General features: G+C 47.0%; 16 protein-coding genes. 8 read left to right on the plus strand and 8 right to left on the minus strand.

The genetic code is table 11. From position 1 onward, the window contains the following. Positions 1-244 precede the first annotated feature (244 nt). From HMPREF2711_RS09330 to nirK, 4 genes are all read right to left on the minus strand, one after another. On the minus strand, positions 245-2338 hold the full coding sequence (locus HMPREF2711_RS09330) for an AsmA family protein (RefSeq protein ID WP_003745811.1): 2094 nt from the start codon (positions 2336-2338) through the stop codon (positions 245-247). A gap of 175 nt (positions 2339-2513) precedes the next feature. Next, a complete protein-coding gene (gene rpsO / locus HMPREF2711_RS09335; RefSeq protein WP_003679932.1) occupies positions 2514-2783 on the minus strand; it encodes a 30S ribosomal protein S15 in 270 nt (89 codons plus the stop codon). A 209-nt stretch (positions 2784-2992) separates the two neighbouring features. Continuing rightward, entirely contained in the window at positions 2993-3748 is a 756-nt protein-coding gene (locus tag HMPREF2711_RS09340) for a formylglycine-generating enzyme family protein (RefSeq protein ID WP_003745813.1), read from the minus strand. Positions 3749-3927: 179 nt separating this feature from the next. Continuing rightward, the gene (gene nirK / locus HMPREF2711_RS09345) at positions 3928-5094 is read right to left on the minus strand and encodes a copper-containing nitrite reductase (RefSeq protein WP_003745815.1); all 1167 of its coding nucleotides are present in this window, start codon (positions 5092-5094) and stop codon (positions 3928-3930) included. Positions 5095-5493: 399 nt separating this feature from the next. On the opposite strand from nirK, the gene HMPREF2711_RS09350 reads away from it, so the two are divergent. The 3 genes from HMPREF2711_RS09350 (at position 5494) to HMPREF2711_RS09360 (ending at position 9708) form a co-directional block, all read left to right on the plus strand. Next, the gene (locus HMPREF2711_RS09350) at positions 5494-7749 is read left to right on the plus strand and encodes a nitric-oxide reductase large subunit (protein ID WP_003745817.1); all 2256 of its coding nucleotides are present in this window, start codon (positions 5494-5496) and stop codon (positions 7747-7749) included. 95 nt (positions 7750-7844) lie between these two features. Further along, on the plus strand, positions 7845-8744 hold the full coding sequence (prmB, locus tag HMPREF2711_RS09355) for a 50S ribosomal protein L3 N(5)-glutamine methyltransferase (RefSeq protein ID WP_003745819.1): 900 nt from the start codon (positions 7845-7847) through the stop codon (positions 8742-8744). Between the two features lie 226 nt (positions 8745-8970). Beyond that, positions 8971-9708: a toxin-antitoxin system YwqK family antitoxin gene (locus HMPREF2711_RS09360; RefSeq protein ID WP_003745821.1), complete on the plus strand. Its 738-nt coding sequence runs from the start codon at positions 8971-8973 to the stop codon at positions 9706-9708. Between the two features lie 50 nt (positions 9709-9758). On the opposite strand, the gene HMPREF2711_RS09365 is transcribed toward HMPREF2711_RS09360, so the two are convergent. Then, positions 9759-10319 (minus strand): adenine phosphoribosyltransferase, encoded by a 561-nt coding sequence (locus HMPREF2711_RS09365; RefSeq protein WP_003745823.1) that lies wholly within the window; start codon positions 10317-10319, stop codon positions 9759-9761. Between the two features lie 168 nt (positions 10320-10487). Between HMPREF2711_RS09365 and gmk the strand changes: the two genes are divergently transcribed. From gmk to HMPREF2711_RS09380, 3 genes are all read left to right on the plus strand, one after another. After that, positions 10488-11105, plus strand: coding sequence for a guanylate kinase (gene gmk / locus HMPREF2711_RS09370; RefSeq protein ID WP_003745825.1), 618 nt, complete (start codon positions 10488-10490; stop codon positions 11103-11105). A gap of 52 nt (positions 11106-11157) precedes the next feature. After that, on the plus strand, positions 11158-11364 hold the full coding sequence (gene rpoZ / locus HMPREF2711_RS09375) for a DNA-directed RNA polymerase subunit omega (RefSeq protein WP_003682294.1): 207 nt from the start codon (positions 11158-11160) through the stop codon (positions 11362-11364). Between the two features lie 105 nt (positions 11365-11469). Continuing rightward, a complete protein-coding gene (locus HMPREF2711_RS09380) occupies positions 11470-13626 on the plus strand; it encodes a RelA/SpoT family protein (RefSeq protein ID WP_003745827.1) in 2157 nt (718 codons plus the stop codon). A gap of 110 nt (positions 13627-13736) precedes the next feature. On the opposite strand, the gene HMPREF2711_RS11145 is transcribed toward HMPREF2711_RS09380, so the two are convergent. The 3 genes from HMPREF2711_RS11145 to HMPREF2711_RS09390 all read right to left on the minus strand — a co-directional run bounded on the left by HMPREF2711_RS11145 (position 13737) and on the right by HMPREF2711_RS09390 (position 15246). Next, the gene (locus tag HMPREF2711_RS11145) at positions 13737-13898 is read right to left on the minus strand and encodes a hypothetical protein (RefSeq protein WP_003745829.1); all 162 of its coding nucleotides are present in this window, start codon (positions 13896-13898) and stop codon (positions 13737-13739) included. Positions 13899-13973: 75 nt separating this feature from the next. Then, the gene (gene recX, locus HMPREF2711_RS09385; RefSeq protein ID WP_003745830.1) at positions 13974-14435 is read right to left on the minus strand and encodes a recombination regulator RecX; all 462 of its coding nucleotides are present in this window, start codon (positions 14433-14435) and stop codon (positions 13974-13976) included. Between the two features lie 97 nt (positions 14436-14532). Continuing rightward, entirely contained in the window at positions 14533-15246 is a 714-nt protein-coding gene (locus HMPREF2711_RS09390) for a phosphoglycolate phosphatase (RefSeq protein ID WP_003745832.1), read from the minus strand. Positions 15247-15667: 421 nt separating this feature from the next. On the opposite strand from HMPREF2711_RS09390, the gene HMPREF2711_RS09395 reads away from it, so the two are divergent. After that, entirely contained in the window at positions 15668-16933 is a 1266-nt protein-coding gene (locus HMPREF2711_RS09395; protein WP_003745834.1) for a Glu/Leu/Phe/Val family dehydrogenase, read from the plus strand. A 160-nt stretch (positions 16934-17093) separates the two neighbouring features. Continuing rightward, the gene (locus HMPREF2711_RS09400; RefSeq protein ID WP_003745836.1) at positions 17094-17912 is read left to right on the plus strand and encodes an FKBP-type peptidyl-prolyl cis-trans isomerase; all 819 of its coding nucleotides are present in this window, start codon (positions 17094-17096) and stop codon (positions 17910-17912) included. Positions 17913-17984 lie beyond the last annotated feature (72 nt).

A 17984-nucleotide genomic window follows, 5' to 3' on the forward strand; every position in this document is an offset into this window, starting at 1 on the left:
ACTTCAAATCGTGATGGAAATGATTGGGGCAGTGTTTGAAGGTACGGTAGAAATATTGAGGCTCGATTGGAGAAAAAGAAAACTCTCCAAAGAAGGCTTGATAATGTTGACCGTATGGTCTGCCGTCATTGTTGCACTGATTGTGTATATGGTCATTCCTAAGTAAACATCTTATTCTGACAATACATCTGTTAAAAGGCCGTCTGAAACTTTTTGGGTTTCAGACGGCCTTTAATTTGAAAACCTAGCGCGGTTTGAGCCACTTCCATTGTTCTTGTATGGTTTCTTGCAGGGCTTTTTGTTTTTCTGCCGGTGTGTTCATGCCATTGGTCAAGCGGCTGTAATCAAGGGTAATGGAAGGGTTTTGTACGGTTCCGCCGATTTTGAGGGGAATCGGTTTGTTTTTGGGTTGCAGTACGTTGCTGATAAGCAGGTTTTCGGACAGTTTTTGGGTATTCAAATCGGTATAGCCGCTGCTGACAACGTGCAGGCTGTCGGAAAACAGTTCGGTGTTGATATGATGGCTGATGCCTTTCTCGATTTCACTATTGAGGATGAAATGATGGAAAGGGGTTTTGAGGTTGCTGTTGTCAATTTTTTCCGAAGAGATACCGTTTTTCAGAATGCTGTCCATATCAATGCCGTGCCATGCGCCGTTGGTAATATCGAGGAGCAGGCTGCCGTTTAGGGCTTGTATCATTTGGGCGCGGTCGTTGCCGGAAGTTTGAATGTCGATAACGGCGTCGCCGCTGCCGCTGAAGCTGTGGAAGCCGAACAAGTCTTGTAGCAGCGGTTGAATTTGTATGCCTTTTGCGTTTTGCTGAAGGTGGTAAGAAGCGGGTTGGGTAGCCGCAATACTCAGTCCGCCTTCTGTTTTGCCGCCATAAAGCCCGGCTTTGAAACGGTGCAGGGCGATATGTTCTTTATCTGCGGTAAGCAGGGATTCGACGTTTTCAAGTTGCAGGCCGGCAGTTTGAATGGTGCCGATTTGGAGGTTGGCCTCAATGTCGGGCAGCCAGGATTTGGCCAGCAGGGAAGGAAGACTGAGCGACGGCTGGGTTTTCAGGTCTTCTAAGTAAGGGGTCAGATTAAGTTTTTGTAAGGCGATACCGGCGTCAAGGTGCGGACGCGGTTGGGCATCGCGTTGGTATTTAAAGGCCAAGGCGAGGGCTTGTCTGTCAAATGCGCCTTTCAGACGGCCTTCCCATGTATTGAGGCTGAAATTAGCCTGTCCTTCGAGTGTGCTGATGAAGCGTGGACGGGGAAGGCGGTTGATGGTGTCTTGCAGGGTACTGAGGTGCAGTTTGGGCGCATCGATGCCTTTGCCTTTTTGCCAAACCAACGGGCTGGAAAAGGTAAAGTTGGTTTGGAGGCGGTCGTTTTTATGGCTGCCTTTGAGTTCAAAATTGGCGGCGGTCAAAACGGTTGCGTAGAGGTTGGCTTTGTCCAGTTTGAATGAGCCGTCCCATTGGTTGTTTTCGCTGCCGGCAGTCAATGCGCCGTTGAGTGTATTGAGGTGTAAATAGCCGTTTTTGAATTGCAATAGGGGCGAACGTGCGTTGATATGCAAGTTTTGAAAGTCGCTTTCGGCTTGCAGATTGAAGTCGCGGAGTAGGGCGGTTTGGTTTTGCCAATTAAGGCTGCCTGCGATTTGGGCATCCAGCTTGTTTTTGAGTAATACGGTTTGCAGGTTCAGCTTAAGGGCGGGAACACTCCAACCGGCATTGTTGGGTACCAGATAGCCTGCACCCTGCCAACTGATGGGGTTGCCGATGTTTTGCAATGTGCCGCTGATGTCGAAGGGACGGCCGTCTGAATCGGCTTGCTGCAGGGAAAATTGCAGGTTGTTTAAGGCAATATTTTGCTCTTTAGTGTGATAACGGATGCTGCCGTTATTGATGATGATGCGGTTGAGCTGAAAACTTTCTTTTGACGATGGGTCTTGTTGCAGGCAGGCGGGCAGATGGTGTTTGGAGTCCAGTGTCAGTGTCGGGTTTAAAAGAATCCATTTCTCAATTATGGGCGCATCCGACCATAGGCTGCTCCAGCCAAAGCCCATTTTGGATTCGGCGATGTTCAGCGTCGGTGTGTCAGGTTCGGAAGAGGAAAGGCTGAGGTCTTTTAAAATCAGCGTGGGGCGCGGCAGCCATTTTCTGCCGATAGTGGCGTTGTATTTGATTTGGCAGCCATGGGCGGAAAAGTTTTTTTGTATGAATGCGTCGATGTTTTCTGTGTTGAATATGCGGAACATTAAGGCACTCAATACCGCCGCGAGGCATAAAAGCGCGGTAATGCCGAAAACCAGGGTTTTCAACCAAAATTTTCCTGAGTGCAACATGGAATGAACAGACAATTCAGATTCTCGCTTTGATGGGAGCTTTAAGGAGTGATTGGGAGTTTAAGCCTTGCTGCTTAAGCGTGTGGAAGTATAACACAGAGTAGGCCTGTGTTTCAGACGGCATGGGCATGTGAATAAAAACACCGCCCAAAGGCGGTGTTGATTTAAGCATAAATTATTTACGCAGACCCAGGCGAGTAATCAGTGTACGGTAAGTATCAGGCTGAGTACGGCGCAGGTAAGACAGCAGGCGACGACGTTGGCTAACCATTTTCAACAGGCCGCGACGGCTGTGGTGGTCTTTAGGGTTGGCTTTGAAGTGAGGAGTCAGGTCGTTGATACGGAAAGTCAACAGAGCGACTTGTACTTCAGAAGAACCGGTATCGCCTTCTTTGCGTTGGAAATCTTTAACAATTTGTGCTTTTTGTTCTACGGTCAATGCCATGATGGATAACTCCGAAAATAAAAGAACCTTTTCAGGTTCGGACAAGTTTGCCAAGCCAAACGACCTAAGCAAACTCCTAAGTGCCTTTTTATAAAGACGGGCGGATTATGCCACAATTTGTCTTTGTGCGCCACATCTTTTCAGACGGCCAAAAAAAGCGGCGATACCTTCCAGTACCGCCAAAGCTGCTTTGGTGATAAAACTAAACTTTATTTGCTTGCGCAGCGGAAGCCTAAGTTATTTAAAACATATTTGGATTGCAGGCTGGTACGGATGCCGTAGCGCAAGAAAGCAGCATAGTTGGATGGGTCGCTTGAGCCTACGGATGCGCCGCTACAGAACATTTGTGTGTTGGACGAACCGGCTGAGAGTTGGCTGCTGTTGAAGTCTTCAGTCCATTCCCAAATCAGGCCGTGCATATCGTATACGCCCCAGTAGTTGGGTTTGTTTTTACCGATGTCGTGCAGGCCGTTGCGGCCGCCGTCTGCATACCAATCTAAGATGGTACGGTTGTAGCCGGGTTCGGCAGAGCCGTCTTTTTGAGTGGCAGAGGCTAAGCCTGCAAATTCCCATTCGTCAATAGTCGGCAGGCGTTTGCCTTTGGAAACGCAGTAGGCATTGGCGGCAAACCATGAAACATTGGTTACCGGATGTTTGAGTTCGCTGGCCTTAGGCGCATAACTGTTGCTGCCGTTTTTTACCCAATGTTTCAGGTAAGCCTTTTCAGCTTGTTTAGAGCTGATTTTGTCTTTTTGCCATTGTGGATGTGTTTTCAAAAATTCGGCAAATTCGGCATTGGTTACAGGATATTTATCAAGTTGGAAGGGCTTGACTTTAATAAGGGAAGTCTCTTTTTTGAGATAGAGAGGGCGATAGCTGCCTCCTTCGATTTTTACCATTTCAGCTGCAAATGTATTGCCGCAGATTAAGGCACTGCCTAAGAGGAGGAGTCGTATGAGTTTCATGGTACGCCCTTATTATCGTTTGAAAACAGAAAATTTATTTTTGAGATAGCCTAATCATAACAAGGCCGTCTGAAAAATCAATCTGTCTGATTGAAATTGAATAGGAAGATTAATTGTGATGGAAGCCACTGCGACTCTAAGAGAAGAGCAGCAGTGGCTTGGCGTATTAAACCGAGGGATTATTTAGCGGCTTCAGAAGCAGCAGGTGCGGCAGACGCAGCGGCTGGGGCAGAAGCGGCAGCACCGGCAGGTTGGTAAGCGGTGTCGCTCAGTTTTTTGGTCATGATTTCAGGGTTTTCGTCACCCTCAACTTTCAATTGACCCAAAGCACCTTTGTTGAACGCACGGAAGATAGAGTGGTCAACCAAAGTGTAGCTGCCTGGAATATCGACTTTGAATTCGATCATGGCGGCGCCACCGGCAGGAATCACAGTGCTTTGTACGTTTTCGTTAATCAGTTTACCACCTTCAACATATACTTTGTCGAAGATTTCGCCGATAACGTGGAAAGAAGATACCAAGTTAGGACCACCGTTACCAACGTACATACGAACAGTTTCACCAGCTTTAGCTTTCAGGGCATTGTCGCCGGCGATAGAGCCCACGTGGCCGTTGAATACAACGTATTCAGGTTGTTCGGCAATGGCTTTATCCATGTCGAAAGGTTGCAGGCCTTGAGCGCCTTTTTTACCTTTAGTATAGAAGTCACCTTGTACGATGTAGAACTCTTTATCTACTTTAGGCAGACCTTCTTTAGGTTCAACTAAGATCAAACCGTACATACCGTTGGCGATGTGCATACCTACAGGAGCAACGGCACAGTGGTAAATATACAAACCGGCTTGCAGAGCTTTAAAGCTGAAAGTAGAAGTGTGGCCTGGGGCAGTGAAGGAAGCTTCTGCACCACCGCCTTGACCGGTAGCAGCGTGGAAGTCAACGTTGTGAGGAACGGTAGAAGAAGGATTGTTAGAGAATTCTACTTCTACGGTATCGCCTTCGCGTACACGGATCATTTGGCCCGGAACGTCGCCGTTGAATGTCCAGTAGTGGTATTCAACACCGTCTTCCATGGTCATGGTTTTTTCGACGGTTTCCATTTTAACGCGTACTTTAGCCGGATGATCGCGATCGATTGCAGGTGGAACTTCCGGAGCGTGAGTCATGATGGCATCGACTACAGGCAATTCTGAAGAAGGAGTCTCGGCAGCAGCTTGTGAGTCAGAAGCAGCAGGAGCTTCGGCAGAAGCGGTGGTAGCCGGAGTTTCAGCTGGTTTAGCAGCTTGTTCGCCGCATGCGGCCAGTGCAAATACAGAAGCGATAAGTGCAGCTAAGGTTTGGCGTTTCATGTTTAAAGTTTCCTTATTGTAAGAAAAGTTAAGTATCCTGATAGGATGGTTTGAAATTTTGTATGATTATGTAGGCGCTTGTTTGGGTGTATTTTGACATAAATCAAATTGTTCAATGAATATGAATCTTTTAATCCTTAAATACTCCTTTAGTAGTATAAAAAACTAAACCGAAAAGTTTATTTTTGTGTGAAAATGTTAGTGTGGGCTTAACACAAAATATAACAAAGGAGGAGTTATATAGGATAATAGGAATCAATATCATGTAAGTTAATGGTTTTAAAGGAATATTATTGACAAAATATTTCTTTACTTTTAAAACCGTGATACAATCTTTAACATTCATATTTGATGAATTAATACCCAACCACTTTTTACCAAAATCAAGGAGTACTCAAAATGGGACAGTACAAGAAGCTTTGGTACTTGCTGTTTGCCGTACTGGCAGTATGCTTTACCATTCTTGGTTATATGGGTAGCGAGGTCTATAAAAAGGCTCCGCCATACCCTGAACAAGTCGTTTCTGCATCCGGCAAAGTCCTGATGACCAAAGACGATATTTTGGCAGGTCAATCTGCATGGCAAACTACCGGCGGTATGGAAGTTGGCTCTGTATTGGGTCACGGTGCATACCAAGCTCCGGACTGGACTGCTGACTGGCTGCACCGCGAGCTGGTTGCATGGTTGGATCTGACTGCGCAAGAAACTTACGGCAAAAAATTTGACGAAGTTTCTCCTGAGGAACAAGCTGTTCTGAAAACCCGTTTGGCTGACGAATACCGCAACCAAAGCCGTATTAAGGAAGACGGTTCTGTCGTTATCAGCGATACCCGCGTGAAAGCGATCGAAAGCATTCTGCCTTACTACCACGGTGTGTACAGCGACGATCCTAAGTTCCAAACCACTCGCGAACACTTTGCAATGAAAAACAACACATTGCCAAGCCAAGAAGCGCGTGAAAAACTGTTCAACTTCTTCTTCTGGACTTCTTGGTCTGCTTCGACCAACCGTCCTGACGAGAACTTCACTTACACCAACAACTGGCCGCACGAGCCTTTGATCAACAACGTACCGACTACTGAAAACTACATGTGGTCCTTCACCAGCGTGGTATTGTTGCTGATGGGTATCGGCTTGCTGATGTGGGGGTACTCTTTCTTGACCAAACACGAAGAGGTTGAAGTACCTACTGAGGATCCTATTTCCAAAGTACAACTGACTCCTTCTCAAAAAGCGTTGGGCAAATATGTATTCCTGACTGTTGCGCTGTTTGTCGTACAAGTACTGTTGGGTGGTTTGACTGCTCACTATACTGTCGAAGGTCAAGGCTTCTACGGTATTGATACCGCACTGGGCTTTGAAATGGCCGACTGGTTCCCATATGCGTTGACCCGTACTTGGCACATCCAATCCGCTATTTTCTGGATTGCAACCGGCTTCCTGACAGCAGGTCTGTTCTTGGCTCCGATTGTGAACGGCGGTAAAGATCCTAAATTCCAACGTGCCGGTGTGAACTTCCTGTACATCGCCCTGTTCATCGTAGTCGGCGGTTCTTATGCAGGTAACTTCTTTGCTTTGACTCACATCATTCCGCCTGAGCTGAACTTCTGGTTCGGTCACCAAGGTTACGAATACTTGGATCTGGGTCGCTTCTGGCAACTGTTGCTGATGGTCGGCTTGCTGTTGTGGCTGTTCCTGATGCTGCGTTGTACTGTCTCTGCCTTTAAAGAAAAAGGTACAGACAAAAACCTGTTGGCTATCTTCGTAGCTTCTATGGTCGGTGTGGGTGTGTTCTATGCTCCTGGCCTGTTTTACGGTGAAAAATCTCCAATCGCTGTGATGGAATACTGGCGTTGGTGGGTGGTTCACCTGTGGGTAGAAGGTTTCTTCGAAGTGTTCGCTACTGCCGCCTTCGCATTCATCTTCTACAACATGGGCTTTGTCCGCCGTAGTACTGCTACTGCTTCTACTTTGGCTGCTGCTGCCATCTTCATGTTGGGTGGTATTCCAGGTACATTGCACCACTTGTACTTCTCCGGCTCTACCTCTGCTTCTATGGCAATCGGTGCATGTTTCTCCGCTTTGGAAGTTGTACCTTTGGTTCTGCTGGGTCGTGAAGCTTACGAACACTGGTCTTACCAACATCTGTCCGACTGGGCGAAACGTCTGCGTTGGCCTCTGATGTGCTTCGTAGCAGTTGCCTTCTGGAACATGATCGGTGCCGGCGTATTCGGCTTCCTGATTAACCCGCCGATTTCCCTGTTCTACATCCAAGGTCTGAACACTACTGCAGTTCACGCTCACGCGGCTCTGTTTGGTGTGTATGGTTTCTTGGCTCTGGGCTTCGTATTGCTGGTTGCACGTTACCTGAAACCTAATGCTCAATTTGACGACAAACTGATGACTTGGGCATTCTGGCTGCTGAACGGCGGTCTGGTAGGTATGATTGCCATCAGCCTGTTGCCGGTTGGCGTGATTCAAGCTTATGCTTCTATCACTCACGGTCTGTGGTATGCCCGTAGCGAAGAATTCCTGCAAATGGAAATTCTGGATACCCTGCGTTGGGTTCGTACCGCTGCTGACTTGATCTTTATCGGTGGTGCTGTCTGCGTTGCTATCCAAGCTACCAAAATCGTATTCAGCCGCGATAAATAATCTTAAGCTGAATTAAATCGAAGGCCGTCTGAAAAGTTTTCAGACGGCCTTTATGTTATAATTTCAATATTCTTAAATCGACAAGACAAAACATTATGTTTAACCAAGCTGCTCAAGAGCTGACCACTGTTCGCGATTTATTGCGTTTCGCCGTCAGCCGTTTTAACGATGCCGGACTGTTTTTCGGACACGGAAGCGATAATGCCCATGACGAGGCAGCCTATCTAATTTTGCACACTTTGAATCTGCCTTTGGATACATTGGAGCCTTATTTGGATGCCAAATTGTTGCAAAGTGAGAAGGAAGAGGTATTGTCCATTCTCGAACGCCGCGCAGTGGAGCATATTCCTGCCGCGTATCTGACGCATCAGGCATGGCAGGGTGAGTTTGATTTTTATGTCGATGAGCGTGTCATCGTGCCTCGTTCTTTTATTTATGAATTGCTTGGCGACGGTATCCGTCCTTGGATTGAACATGATGAGTTGGTGCATCGAGCTTTGGATTTGTGTACCGGTAGCGGCTGTTTGGCCATTCAAATGGCGCATCACTATCCCGATGCACAAATCGATGCCGTTGATTTGAGCTTAGATGCTTTGGAAGTAGCGGCCATCAATATCGAAGATTATGGCTTGGAAGACCGCATCAGCTTGGTGCATACCGATTTGTTTGAAGGTTTAGATGAAACCTACGACTTAATTGTTTCCAATCCGCCTTATGTTGATGCGGAATCTGTGGAAGCGTTGCCTGATGAATACCTACATGAGCCGGAATTGGCTTTGGGTAGCGGAGAAGATGGTTTGGATGCTACACGCCAAATCATTTTGCAGGCTGCGAAATACTTGAATCCGAAAGGTGTATTGCTGGTTGAAATCGGCCACAACCGCGAAGTATTGGAGGCGGCTTATCCGGAATTGCCGTTTACTTGGTTGGAAACCAGCGGTGGCGACGGGTTTGTATTCTTATTGACCCGTGAGCAATTGTTGGGTGAAGAATAGTTTATTGTGATGTAAATAAAATAGAGGCCGTCTGAAAAAAAATTCAGACGGCCTCTATTTTGTAATGTCTTTAATGTTTTAAGAAAATACAAACGCCTATGATATGTCGGTTGTGAAATCCAAGCAGGGTTTGAAACTATGGCTTATAATATTTGTCATAGATTCAAATGCCGGTAGATTTTTATTACTGACTTTTTGTAGAACATATACTGCCAAACCCAATATTATGAATAATTGTTTAAAATCAGGCCTGTTGGCTGCTGTTTTATTCAGTACGCCCGTTGTCGCTTTTGCCCAGCAATATACCGTTTATTTCAATCAAAACGGTAAACTGACGGCAACCATGCCTTCGGTTGCTTATGTCCGCCAATACAAAATTGCGGCAGGCAAGGCGCAGGTTCAGGATTTTTACTATCCATCAATGAAAAAATATTCTGATCCGTACGAGATACCTGCTGGTCAGATTAAGGTTTTTGTGCCGGCTCTGGACAATGGCACACTGACCCTGTGGCATTTTAACGGGCAGAAAAAGATGGTTGGCAGCTATCGCAACGGCAAGCCGCACGGCGAGTGGATTAACTGGTATCCAAACGGCAAAAAATCTGCGGTCATGCCTTATCAAAACGGCTTGAGCGAGGGTATAGGCTCTCGTTATTACCGCAACGGCGTCAAAGAAAGCGAAATCCAATTCAAGCACGATAAGGCCAACGGTCATTGGAAACAATGGTATTCAGACGGCAGCCCGAAAACCGAAATGATGATGAGCAATGATAAACCGACAGAGATTATCAGTTGGGATGAAAATGGCCGCATTGTGTCTGAATTGAGTATTCGCAACGGCAAACGCAGCGGCATTATTTTGGATTGGTATGATGATGGTGCGAAGAAATCCGAGTTGGTGTATAAAGACGACCAGTTGGTGAAAAAAACCTTTTGGGATACAGACGGATACGTTCTCGAATAATTTTGACAATAAAAAAACCGCAGGCTGATCGGCTTGCGGTTTTTTGTGTGTTACATACAGCCTTTGTTTTGGCACAGGGTAAATAACGGCGCGCCGCTTTCGCGGATTTTTTTGCCGCCGTCCAAGTCGGTAAACTCCAAAATAGCAGCCGTTTCGATTACTTCGCCGCCCAGTTTGCGGATCAGCTCGACGCCCGCCAGCATTGTGCCGCCGGTCGCCACCAAATCATCTACCAACAAAACGCGTGCGCCCGGCTTGATGGCATCGGTATGGATTTCTACCGTTGCTTCGCCATATTCCAAAGCGTAACTTTGAGAAACCGTATCAAACGGCAGTTTGCCTTTTTTACGAATGGGAACGAAGCCGACATTCAGTTGATAGGCCAAAGCCGCACCGATGATGAAACCACGCGCGTCCAAGCCTGCCACAACGTCAACTTTTTGCCCCATATAGCGGTAAACCAGCAAATCGACCAGCAGGCGGAAATATTCTGCGCTTTGCAAAACGGGAGTAATGTCATGAAACAAAATCCCTTTTTGCGGCCAGTTTTCAATTTTACGGATTTTGTCCGCCAAAGCTTCTACGCCCATTACTTCAGGATGAATCAACATTTCGACATTCCGAAATCAAAAAGTTTTTAACACGCCATTGTAGCGGTCATATGCAAACTTGCCAAATTAATCGATACAATAGCCAAATTTTGCAACAGGCCGTCTGAAATTCCGAGAAACATTGTGTTGTGTTATAATTTACAGATACATACCATCGGCTGAATTACCATGCAAAATCACAAAAAAGGCAATATTTTCATCATTTCCGCCGCTTCGGGCACAGGCAAAACGACTTTGGTGTCGCGCCTGTTGAAAAATCATGACGATATCCGTGTTTCCGTTTCTCACACCACGCGCCAGCCGCGCGAAGGAGAGGTGCATGGCGTGCATTACCACTTTGTCCCCAAAGACGAATTTGAATCACTGATTGAGCAAAGGGCCTTTTTGGAACACGCCAATGTGTTCGGCAATTATTACGGCACCAGCATCGCCGGCGTAAATTCGTTGAGCGAAGAGGGCTATGATGTGATTTTGGAAATCGATGTGCAAGGTGCGGCGCAAGTGCGTAAATCGTTGCCTGAAGCCAGCAGCATTTTCATTTTGCCGCCTTCCTTTGAGGTATTGGCGCAACGTTTGATCGGCCGTGGTACGGATAGCGAAGAAGTCATTCAAACACGCCTGTCCAAAGCCCGTCACGAGATTGAACAATCTGTTTTGTTTGATTACGTCGTCGTGAATGACGATTTGGATCGTGCCGAAGCCGATTTGTTCCACATTATTAAAGCAGGCCGTCTGAAAAAATCTGCCCAGCAGGGATTTATCTCAAACCTGTTGGAAAATTCGTAAAAAACAGCGAAAATAACCGTTTATTTGAAACATAGAAAGAAAGCAAGCAAACATGGCCCGTATTACTACTGAAGACTGCACAGGTAAAATCCCTAACCATTTCGACCTCACACTCGTTGCCGCTCGTCGCGCACGCCAACTGGAAAACGGCAATACGCCTTTGGTTGACGACATCCGCAACAACAAACCAACCGTAACCGCCCTGCGCGAAATCGCAGCCGGACAAATCGGAACCGAGCTTCTGACTCGCAACAAATAAACCAACCGGCAAACCGATAAAACCGCCGTGCGGACTGTATCGGTGCAATATAACAACCGATACAGTCTGACGGCTTAAAAAATAGCCATAAAAGGCCGTCTGAAAATGCCAGCCCCACTGCCTACCGCTCCTTATGACCCGTTGACAGCAGAAGCGCGCGATCTTCTGTTTCGCACCGCATCCTATCTCAATGAGAATGAACAGGCCGAGCTTGAAAAAGCCATTGCCTACGCTTTTCATGCCCATGACGGACAAACCCGTAAGAGCGGTGAACCCTACATCACCCATCCCCTTGCCGTTGCCACGCAGCTTGCGATTTGGCACATGGATGTTCAAGGCCTTTGCGCAGGCGTTATGCACGATGTATTGGAAGATACGGGTGTAACCAAAGTCGAAATGGCGGCGGAATTCGGCGATACCATTGCCGAAATGGTAGACGGCCTCTCCAAACTGGAAAAACTCAAATTTGAAGATCATGCCGAGCATCAGGCGGAAAGTTTCCGCAAACTGATCCTCGCCATGACTAAAGACGTGCGCGTCATCGTCGTCAAACTGGCCGACCGATTGCACAATATGCGCACCCTTGGCTCTATGCGTCCGGACAAGCGCCGCCGCATCGCCAAAGAAACCCTCGAAATTTATGCTCAAATCGCCAACCGCATCGGTCTGAACAACGCGTATCAAGAGCTTCAAGACTTATCGTTCCAAAACCTTCACCCAAGCCGCTACGAAACCCTGAAAAAAGCCATGGACAACAGCCGCAAAAACCGTCGCGATGTTGTCGGCAAAGTGCTGCGTGCATTCAGTCAGCGTTTGGTCGGTGTCAATATTGAAGCTAAAATCAAAGGCCGTGAGAAAAACCTATACGGCATTCATCAAAAAATGCTGGCTAAAAAACTGCGTTTTGCCGAAGTAATGGATATTTACGGCTTTCGGGTCATCGTCAACAGCATTCCTGCCTGTTATGCCGCATTGGGTGCATTGCATAATTTATACCAACCCAAGCCTGGTCGTTTCAAAGACTATATCGCCATCCCGAAAAGCAACGGTTATCAAAGCCTGCACACGACCTTGGTCGGTCCTTACGGTTTGCCGATCGAAGTGCAAATCCGTACGCGTGAAATGGATGCCGTAGCCGAGGGCGGTATTGCCGGCCATTGGATTTACAAATCCGGAGAAAACACTCCGGATCAGGCCGTCCTCCATATGAACCGATGGTTGAAAAATATTCTTGACCTGCAAGCCAGCAGCTCAAATGCCATCGAGTTTCTGGAACATGTCAAAGTCGATTTGTTCCCCAACGAAGTCTATATCGTTACTCCGAAAGGCGATATTTTGACCTTGCCTAAGGGCGCAACGCCGATTGACTTTGCCTATGCCGTGCACACCAATATCGGTCATAAAACCGTTGCCGCGCGCATTAATAATATCATGATGCCGTTGCGTACCAAGCTGAAAACGGGCGATACGGTCGAAATCATTACTTCCGAACATGCCAAGCCCAATGTGGCATGGTTGAATTTTGCCGTTTCCAGTCGTGCGCGCAGCGCCATCCGCCAATACGTTAAAAATCTGAATCGTCACGATGCCGTTGTTTTGGGTGAGAACCTGCTGCAAAAAGCTTTATCCAGCCTGCTGCCTAAAGATGTTTTGCTTTCAGACGACCTTAAAGAAAAATACCTTGCCGATTTGAATACCAAACAAACTTCGTTTGAAGAAGTTCTCTACAAAGTCGGTATGGGGCATACTTTGCCGATTCACGTTGCCATGCACATTGCCGAGTTGGCTGGCCAACATTTCGGCAGTGAGGTCAAACTCAGCCCGATTAAAGTCAACGATCAAGAGACCGGCCGGATTCATTTTGCCGAGTGTTGCCATCCGATTCCCGGTGATCCGATTCGCGCCTTATTGGTCAAAGACAAGGGCATGATTATTCACCGTGATACCTGCCAAACTTTAGTCAAAGCCGATCCGGAAGAGCAGTTGGATGCCGGTTGGGACAGTATGCGTAATCAAACGTATCGCACCATCCTCAACGTCAAATCCGAAGATGCCCATGGCTTGCTGGCTTCAATGGCGCAAGCGATTTCCAACTCGGGTGCGGACATCGAATCTGTCGATACGCCGACCAAAGCCCAAGCAGGAACGGAAGGTTTTGTGGAATTTAAATTCATGATTAAAGTCAAGGACTTGGATCAGGTTAATCAGATTGTTCATGAGATGCATGCCAATCCGAATATCCGCAAAGTGATTCGAGGATAATCTCGTTATAAGCAAAGGCCGTCTGAAAGTGTTTTCAGACGGCCTTTTGAGTATGTACAAACAAACTTCTTTCAGTTTGTTTTGAAGAAAAATAATGCTTCAGGTTGGATTTAACTCAACCAAAATCGGAAAACCAAGAAGAAAACCAAGACCAAAACGCCGGCCCAAACCAGCAACATGAATCCGGCCACTGCCTGACCCAAGCGGTAAACAGGGTTTTTGCGTTCGTCTTCGAGTAGGGGGTTGGATGTATCGTGTGGTTTGTCGGACATGATGAAGCTCTGATTGGATTATTGAATGAAAGCGTAAGGGTACGCCGATAGCCGTAAAGATTCAAGTAGGAATGATTATTGATAGAAGTCTTCTTCTTCATTCCACGCGGTTTTTAAGGCCGTCTGAATGGTGTCTGCACCAAAGCCACGATACGCAAGGAAACGCGCTTGTTTTTGTTTTTCTTTCAAATCTTCAGCTTCTTGCTTGAATTTTTTACGCAAAACAGAAATGGCGGTTTGCAGCTCGTCCTCTCTGTCGGGCAGTAATTCTCGACAGTCATCCGCATCAATACCTTGTTGCGCCAAGGCTTGTTTGAGGCGGAGCGTGCCGTAACGGTTGCTTTTGCTGTGAATATAGGCTTCTGCGTAACGTTGGTCGGATTGCCAATTTCGTTCGGCGAATTCGTCCAAAACCTTTTCCAATTCTTCTTCGCTTTCAGCGTGCGGAGCCAGTTTGCGTTTCAAACCGACGCGGCTGACTTCTTGACGGGAAAGAATATCCAAGGCGCGGGCACGTAAGGTTTTAGGGGGTCTCATGGGATATGGCGGGGGGTGAGGGGACTACATTGAATTACATTTTCAGACGGCCTGATTGGGAAAATAGCCGAAAAGGCCGTCTGAAAATAAAGCCGAATTATTCTTCGTCTTTATTTTTTTGCGGTTGCAGATTTTCGTAGATTTCAGGCAGGGCGCGAATCAACAAATCAGGTTTGGTCGCTTTGTCTTGGGAGAGCAAGGTCATGTCGCCGTAGCCGAATGTTACGCCGACGCTGAAACAACCGGCTGCTTTGGCGGCAAGAATATCATTTCTAGAGTCGCCCACCATCAGCATATTGGCAACATCGATGCCCAAAACTTCGGCAGCATGTTGAAGCGGCAATGGGCTGGGTTTTTTCTCAGTCAGGCTGTCGCCGCCGAGAACCAGGCTGAAGTAGCCGTCGAGATTGAGCTGTTTCAGCAGCTCTACAGCCAGTACTTCGTTTTTATTGGTAATGACAACCAATGGAATACCCAAGGACTTGAGCAGGCCGAGACCGGCTTCGGTTTCAGGGTAAGGGTGGGTAAAGTCGCTCAGGTGTTCGCGATAATATTTCATAAAGAACACAAAACCTTTTTCCCAGATTTCAGGATCAGCTTCTTTTTCACGATCATGGGTGATGACGCGATGAACCAACTTGCCGATGCCGTCGCCGACATAACTTTCAACCGTTTGAGTGGGTAAAACAGGTAAACCCAAGTATTCGCACATGGCTTGGGCTGCGGTAGTCAAATCCGGAATGGAATCGCATAAAGTACCGTCCAAATCAAAAGCAACGGCTTGAACGTGTTCTAAAGTAGCAGCGGTCATTAAATAGCTTTCTGTCATATCATTTAAGGCGTTATTTTAGCATTATTTCCCCGATTTGCCGATGTTTTGCCGATTTTCCAATGGCTGCTTGTTTAAATTGTTAACAATTTTCGCAGGCGTAGGATTGGTTGTTTGTCGGGAAGGGCGGAAGTGATTTTGTCAACAAAAAGGGAGCTTGGGTAGGTATTGAAAAACAAAGAGTTTGTATCGTTTTTGGAAAGGGTTTGAGAAATATTGGGGCCGGGCCGTCTGAAAATTTTGAGTCAAGGCGTCCATATTTTCAGACGGCCTCAAACTAAATTCATATATAAATGAATGGATTTGCTTTTTATTGACTACATGCTATTACATTTTTTCCCGTTTTTGTATATAGTAACAAGTATGGCTCTCGTCTAATCATGTGTATGAAAAGGAAAAATACATGTCCGCATCTGCTGTTAAAGAAACACTGAATCCGTTTGAAATTGCACAAAAACAAGTAAAAATTGCCTGCGATCGCCTGAATGCCGACCCGGCAGTATTTGAAATCTTGAAAAAGCCGCAACGTGTTTTGGAAGTGAACTTCCCTGTCAAACTCGACAACGGTACAGTAGAAAATTTCACCGGTTACCGTTCCCAACACAATAACGCCGTCGGCCCTTACAAAGGCGGCGTGCGCTTCCATCCCAATGTGAATCTGGACGAAGTCAAAGCCCTGTCTATTTGGATGACCATCAAATGTTGCGTAGCCGGTATTCCTTACGGCGGCGGCAAAGGCGGCATCACTTTGGATCCGCGCAATTATTCCGAAGCAGAATTGGAACGCATTGCCCGCGCTTATTCCGAAGCCATTTCTCCGCTGATCGGCGAGAAAATCGACATTCCCGCCCCAGATGTGAACACCAACGGCAAAATCATGTCTTGGATGGTTGATGCCTATGAAAACGTGGTAAAACATTCCGCACCGGGCGTATTCACCGGTAAACCGGTTGAGTTCGGCGGCTCTTTGGCGCGTACCGAAGCCACCGGTTACGGCGTAAACTTCGCCGCCGTCCAAGCTTTGGAAAAACTGGGTAAAGACGTGAAAGGTGCCACTTACGCCATTCAAGGTTTCGGTAACGTGGGCTACCACACCGGTTACTATGCACACAAATCCGGTGCGAAAGTCGTTGCCGTATCTACTGTTGACGTTGCCATCTACAACGAAAACGGCTTGGATATGGAAGCGCTGTTCAAAGAATACCAAGAAAAAGGCTTCATCACCAACGAAGCCGGTTACGGCAAAGAAATCAGCAATGCCGAACTTCTGGCTTTGGATGTGGACGTACTCGCCCCTTGTGCATTGGAAAATCAATTGACTTCCGAAAATGCAGGCAAAGTCCGCGCGAAAATCGTGGTTGAAGGCGCAAACGGCCCGACTACTCCTGAAGCCGACGTTATCCTGCGTCAAAACGGCGTATTGGTTGTTCCTGACATTTTGGCAAACTGCGGCGGCGTGGTTGTATCTTATTTCGAATGGGTACAAAACCTGCAAGGCTACTACTGGGAGTTTGACGAAGTTCAAGAGAAAGAAACCGTGGTTCTGCGCCGTGCGTTCCGCGATATTTGGAACTTGGCTCAAGAATACGATGTTGACCTGCGTACCGCTTCTTACATGATGAGTATCCGTCGTGTTGAGAAAGCAATGAAACTGCGCGGTTGGTATTAATCGGTTGACCGATAGCTAAGACAAGGCCGTCTGAAACCTGTTTTCAGACGGCCTTGATGTTTTTAATAAGAGCCTTTACAAATTTTAATCCACCTTGATTCCATTTCAATCAAACTCAGCTATAATCCCCTTTTTTGACCTTTCCGGAAAAGACATAATCATGAACAAAACTTTCAAATTCAGCGCATTGGCTTTGTCTGCTCTGTTGGCGATGACTGCTTGCAACCAACAAAAAGACACTGCCGCCAAAGATGCCCCTGCTGCTTCCGCAGCTTCAAATGCGACTGCAGATGCTTCCGCCATCGGTTCTACTGCCCAACAAGCCAGCTACGCAATGGGTGTGGACATCGGCCGTTCATTGAAACAAATGAAAGACCAAGGCACAGAAATCGATTTGAAAGTCTTCACCGAAGCCATGGAAGCCATGTTTGAAGGCAAAGAAGTCAAAATGACTGAAGCCCAAGCTCAGGAAGTGATGATGAAATTCCTGCAAGAGCAACAAGAAAAAGCGGCTGCCAAACGTGCTGAAGATGCCAAAGCAAACTTGGAAAAAGGCGAAGCGTTCTTGAAAGAAAACGCGACTAAAGAAGGCGTGAAAACCAGCGCTTCCGGTCTGCAATACAAAATTACCAAAGAAGGCGAAGGTAAAAAACCGACTAAAGACGATATGGTTACCGTTGAATATGAAGGCCGTCTGATTGATGGTACCGTATTTGACAGCAGCAAAGCCAACGGCGGCCCAGTCAGCTTCCCTGTAAGTCAAGTGATTCCAGGTTGGACTGAAGGTATCCAACTCTTGAAAGAAGGCGGCGAAGCAACATTCTACATCCCGGCTAAATTGGCTTACCGCGAAGTGGGCGCCGGCGATAAAATCGGCCCGAACGCCACTTTGGTATTCGACGTAAAACTGGTTAAAGTCGGCGCACCTGACGCTGCCGCACAACAACCAGTACAAGTTGACGTACAAAAAGTTCAATAATCCGAATCAAGGCTTACGCCCTTAAACAACGGATAAAAGGCCGTCTGAAAAAATTCCGTTTCAGACGGCCTT

Source organism: Neisseria sp. HMSC070A01, from assembly GCF_001810165.1.
Classification (GTDB): Bacteria; Pseudomonadota; Gammaproteobacteria; order Burkholderiales; family Neisseriaceae; genus Neisseria.

Bases quoted from the DNA above. Each gene is read 5' to 3' on its own strand.
- HMPREF2711_RS09330 (WP_003745811.1), bottom strand. From the start codon at position 2,338: ATGTTGCACTCAGGAAAATTTTGGTTGAAAACCCTGGTTTTCGGCATT.
- rpsO (WP_003679932.1), bottom strand. From the start codon at position 2,783: ATGGCATTGACCGTAGAACAAAAAGCACAAATTGTTAAAGATTTCCAA.
- HMPREF2711_RS09340 (WP_003745813.1), bottom strand. From the start codon at position 3,748: ATGAAACTCATACGACTCCTCCTCTTAGGCAGTGCCTTAATCTGCGGC.
- nirK (WP_003745815.1), bottom strand. From the start codon at position 5,094: ATGAAACGCCAAACCTTAGCTGCACTTATCGCTTCTGTATTTGCACTG.
- HMPREF2711_RS09350 (WP_003745817.1), top strand. From the start codon at position 5,494: ATGGGACAGTACAAGAAGCTTTGGTACTTGCTGTTTGCCGTACTGGCA.
- prmB (WP_003745819.1), top strand. From the start codon at position 7,845: ATGTTTAACCAAGCTGCTCAAGAGCTGACCACTGTTCGCGATTTATTG.
- HMPREF2711_RS09360 (WP_003745821.1), top strand. From the start codon at position 8,971: ATGAATAATTGTTTAAAATCAGGCCTGTTGGCTGCTGTTTTATTCAGT.
- HMPREF2711_RS09365 (WP_003745823.1), bottom strand. From the start codon at position 10,319: ATGTTGATTCATCCTGAAGTAATGGGCGTAGAAGCTTTGGCGGACAAA.
- gmk (WP_003745825.1), top strand. From the start codon at position 10,488: ATGCAAAATCACAAAAAAGGCAATATTTTCATCATTTCCGCCGCTTCG.
- rpoZ (WP_003682294.1), top strand. From the start codon at position 11,158: ATGGCCCGTATTACTACTGAAGACTGCACAGGTAAAATCCCTAACCAT.
- HMPREF2711_RS09380 (WP_003745827.1), top strand. From the start codon at position 11,470: ATGCCAGCCCCACTGCCTACCGCTCCTTATGACCCGTTGACAGCAGAA.
- HMPREF2711_RS11145 (WP_003745829.1), bottom strand. From the start codon at position 13,898: ATGTCCGACAAACCACACGATACATCCAACCCCCTACTCGAAGACGAA.
- recX (WP_003745830.1), bottom strand. From the start codon at position 14,435: ATGAGACCCCCTAAAACCTTACGTGCCCGCGCCTTGGATATTCTTTCC.
- HMPREF2711_RS09390 (WP_003745832.1), bottom strand. From the start codon at position 15,246: ATGACCGCTGCTACTTTAGAACACGTTCAAGCCGTTGCTTTTGATTTG.
- HMPREF2711_RS09395 (WP_003745834.1), top strand. From the start codon at position 15,668: ATGTCCGCATCTGCTGTTAAAGAAACACTGAATCCGTTTGAAATTGCA.
- HMPREF2711_RS09400 (WP_003745836.1), top strand. From the start codon at position 17,094: ATGAACAAAACTTTCAAATTCAGCGCATTGGCTTTGTCTGCTCTGTTG.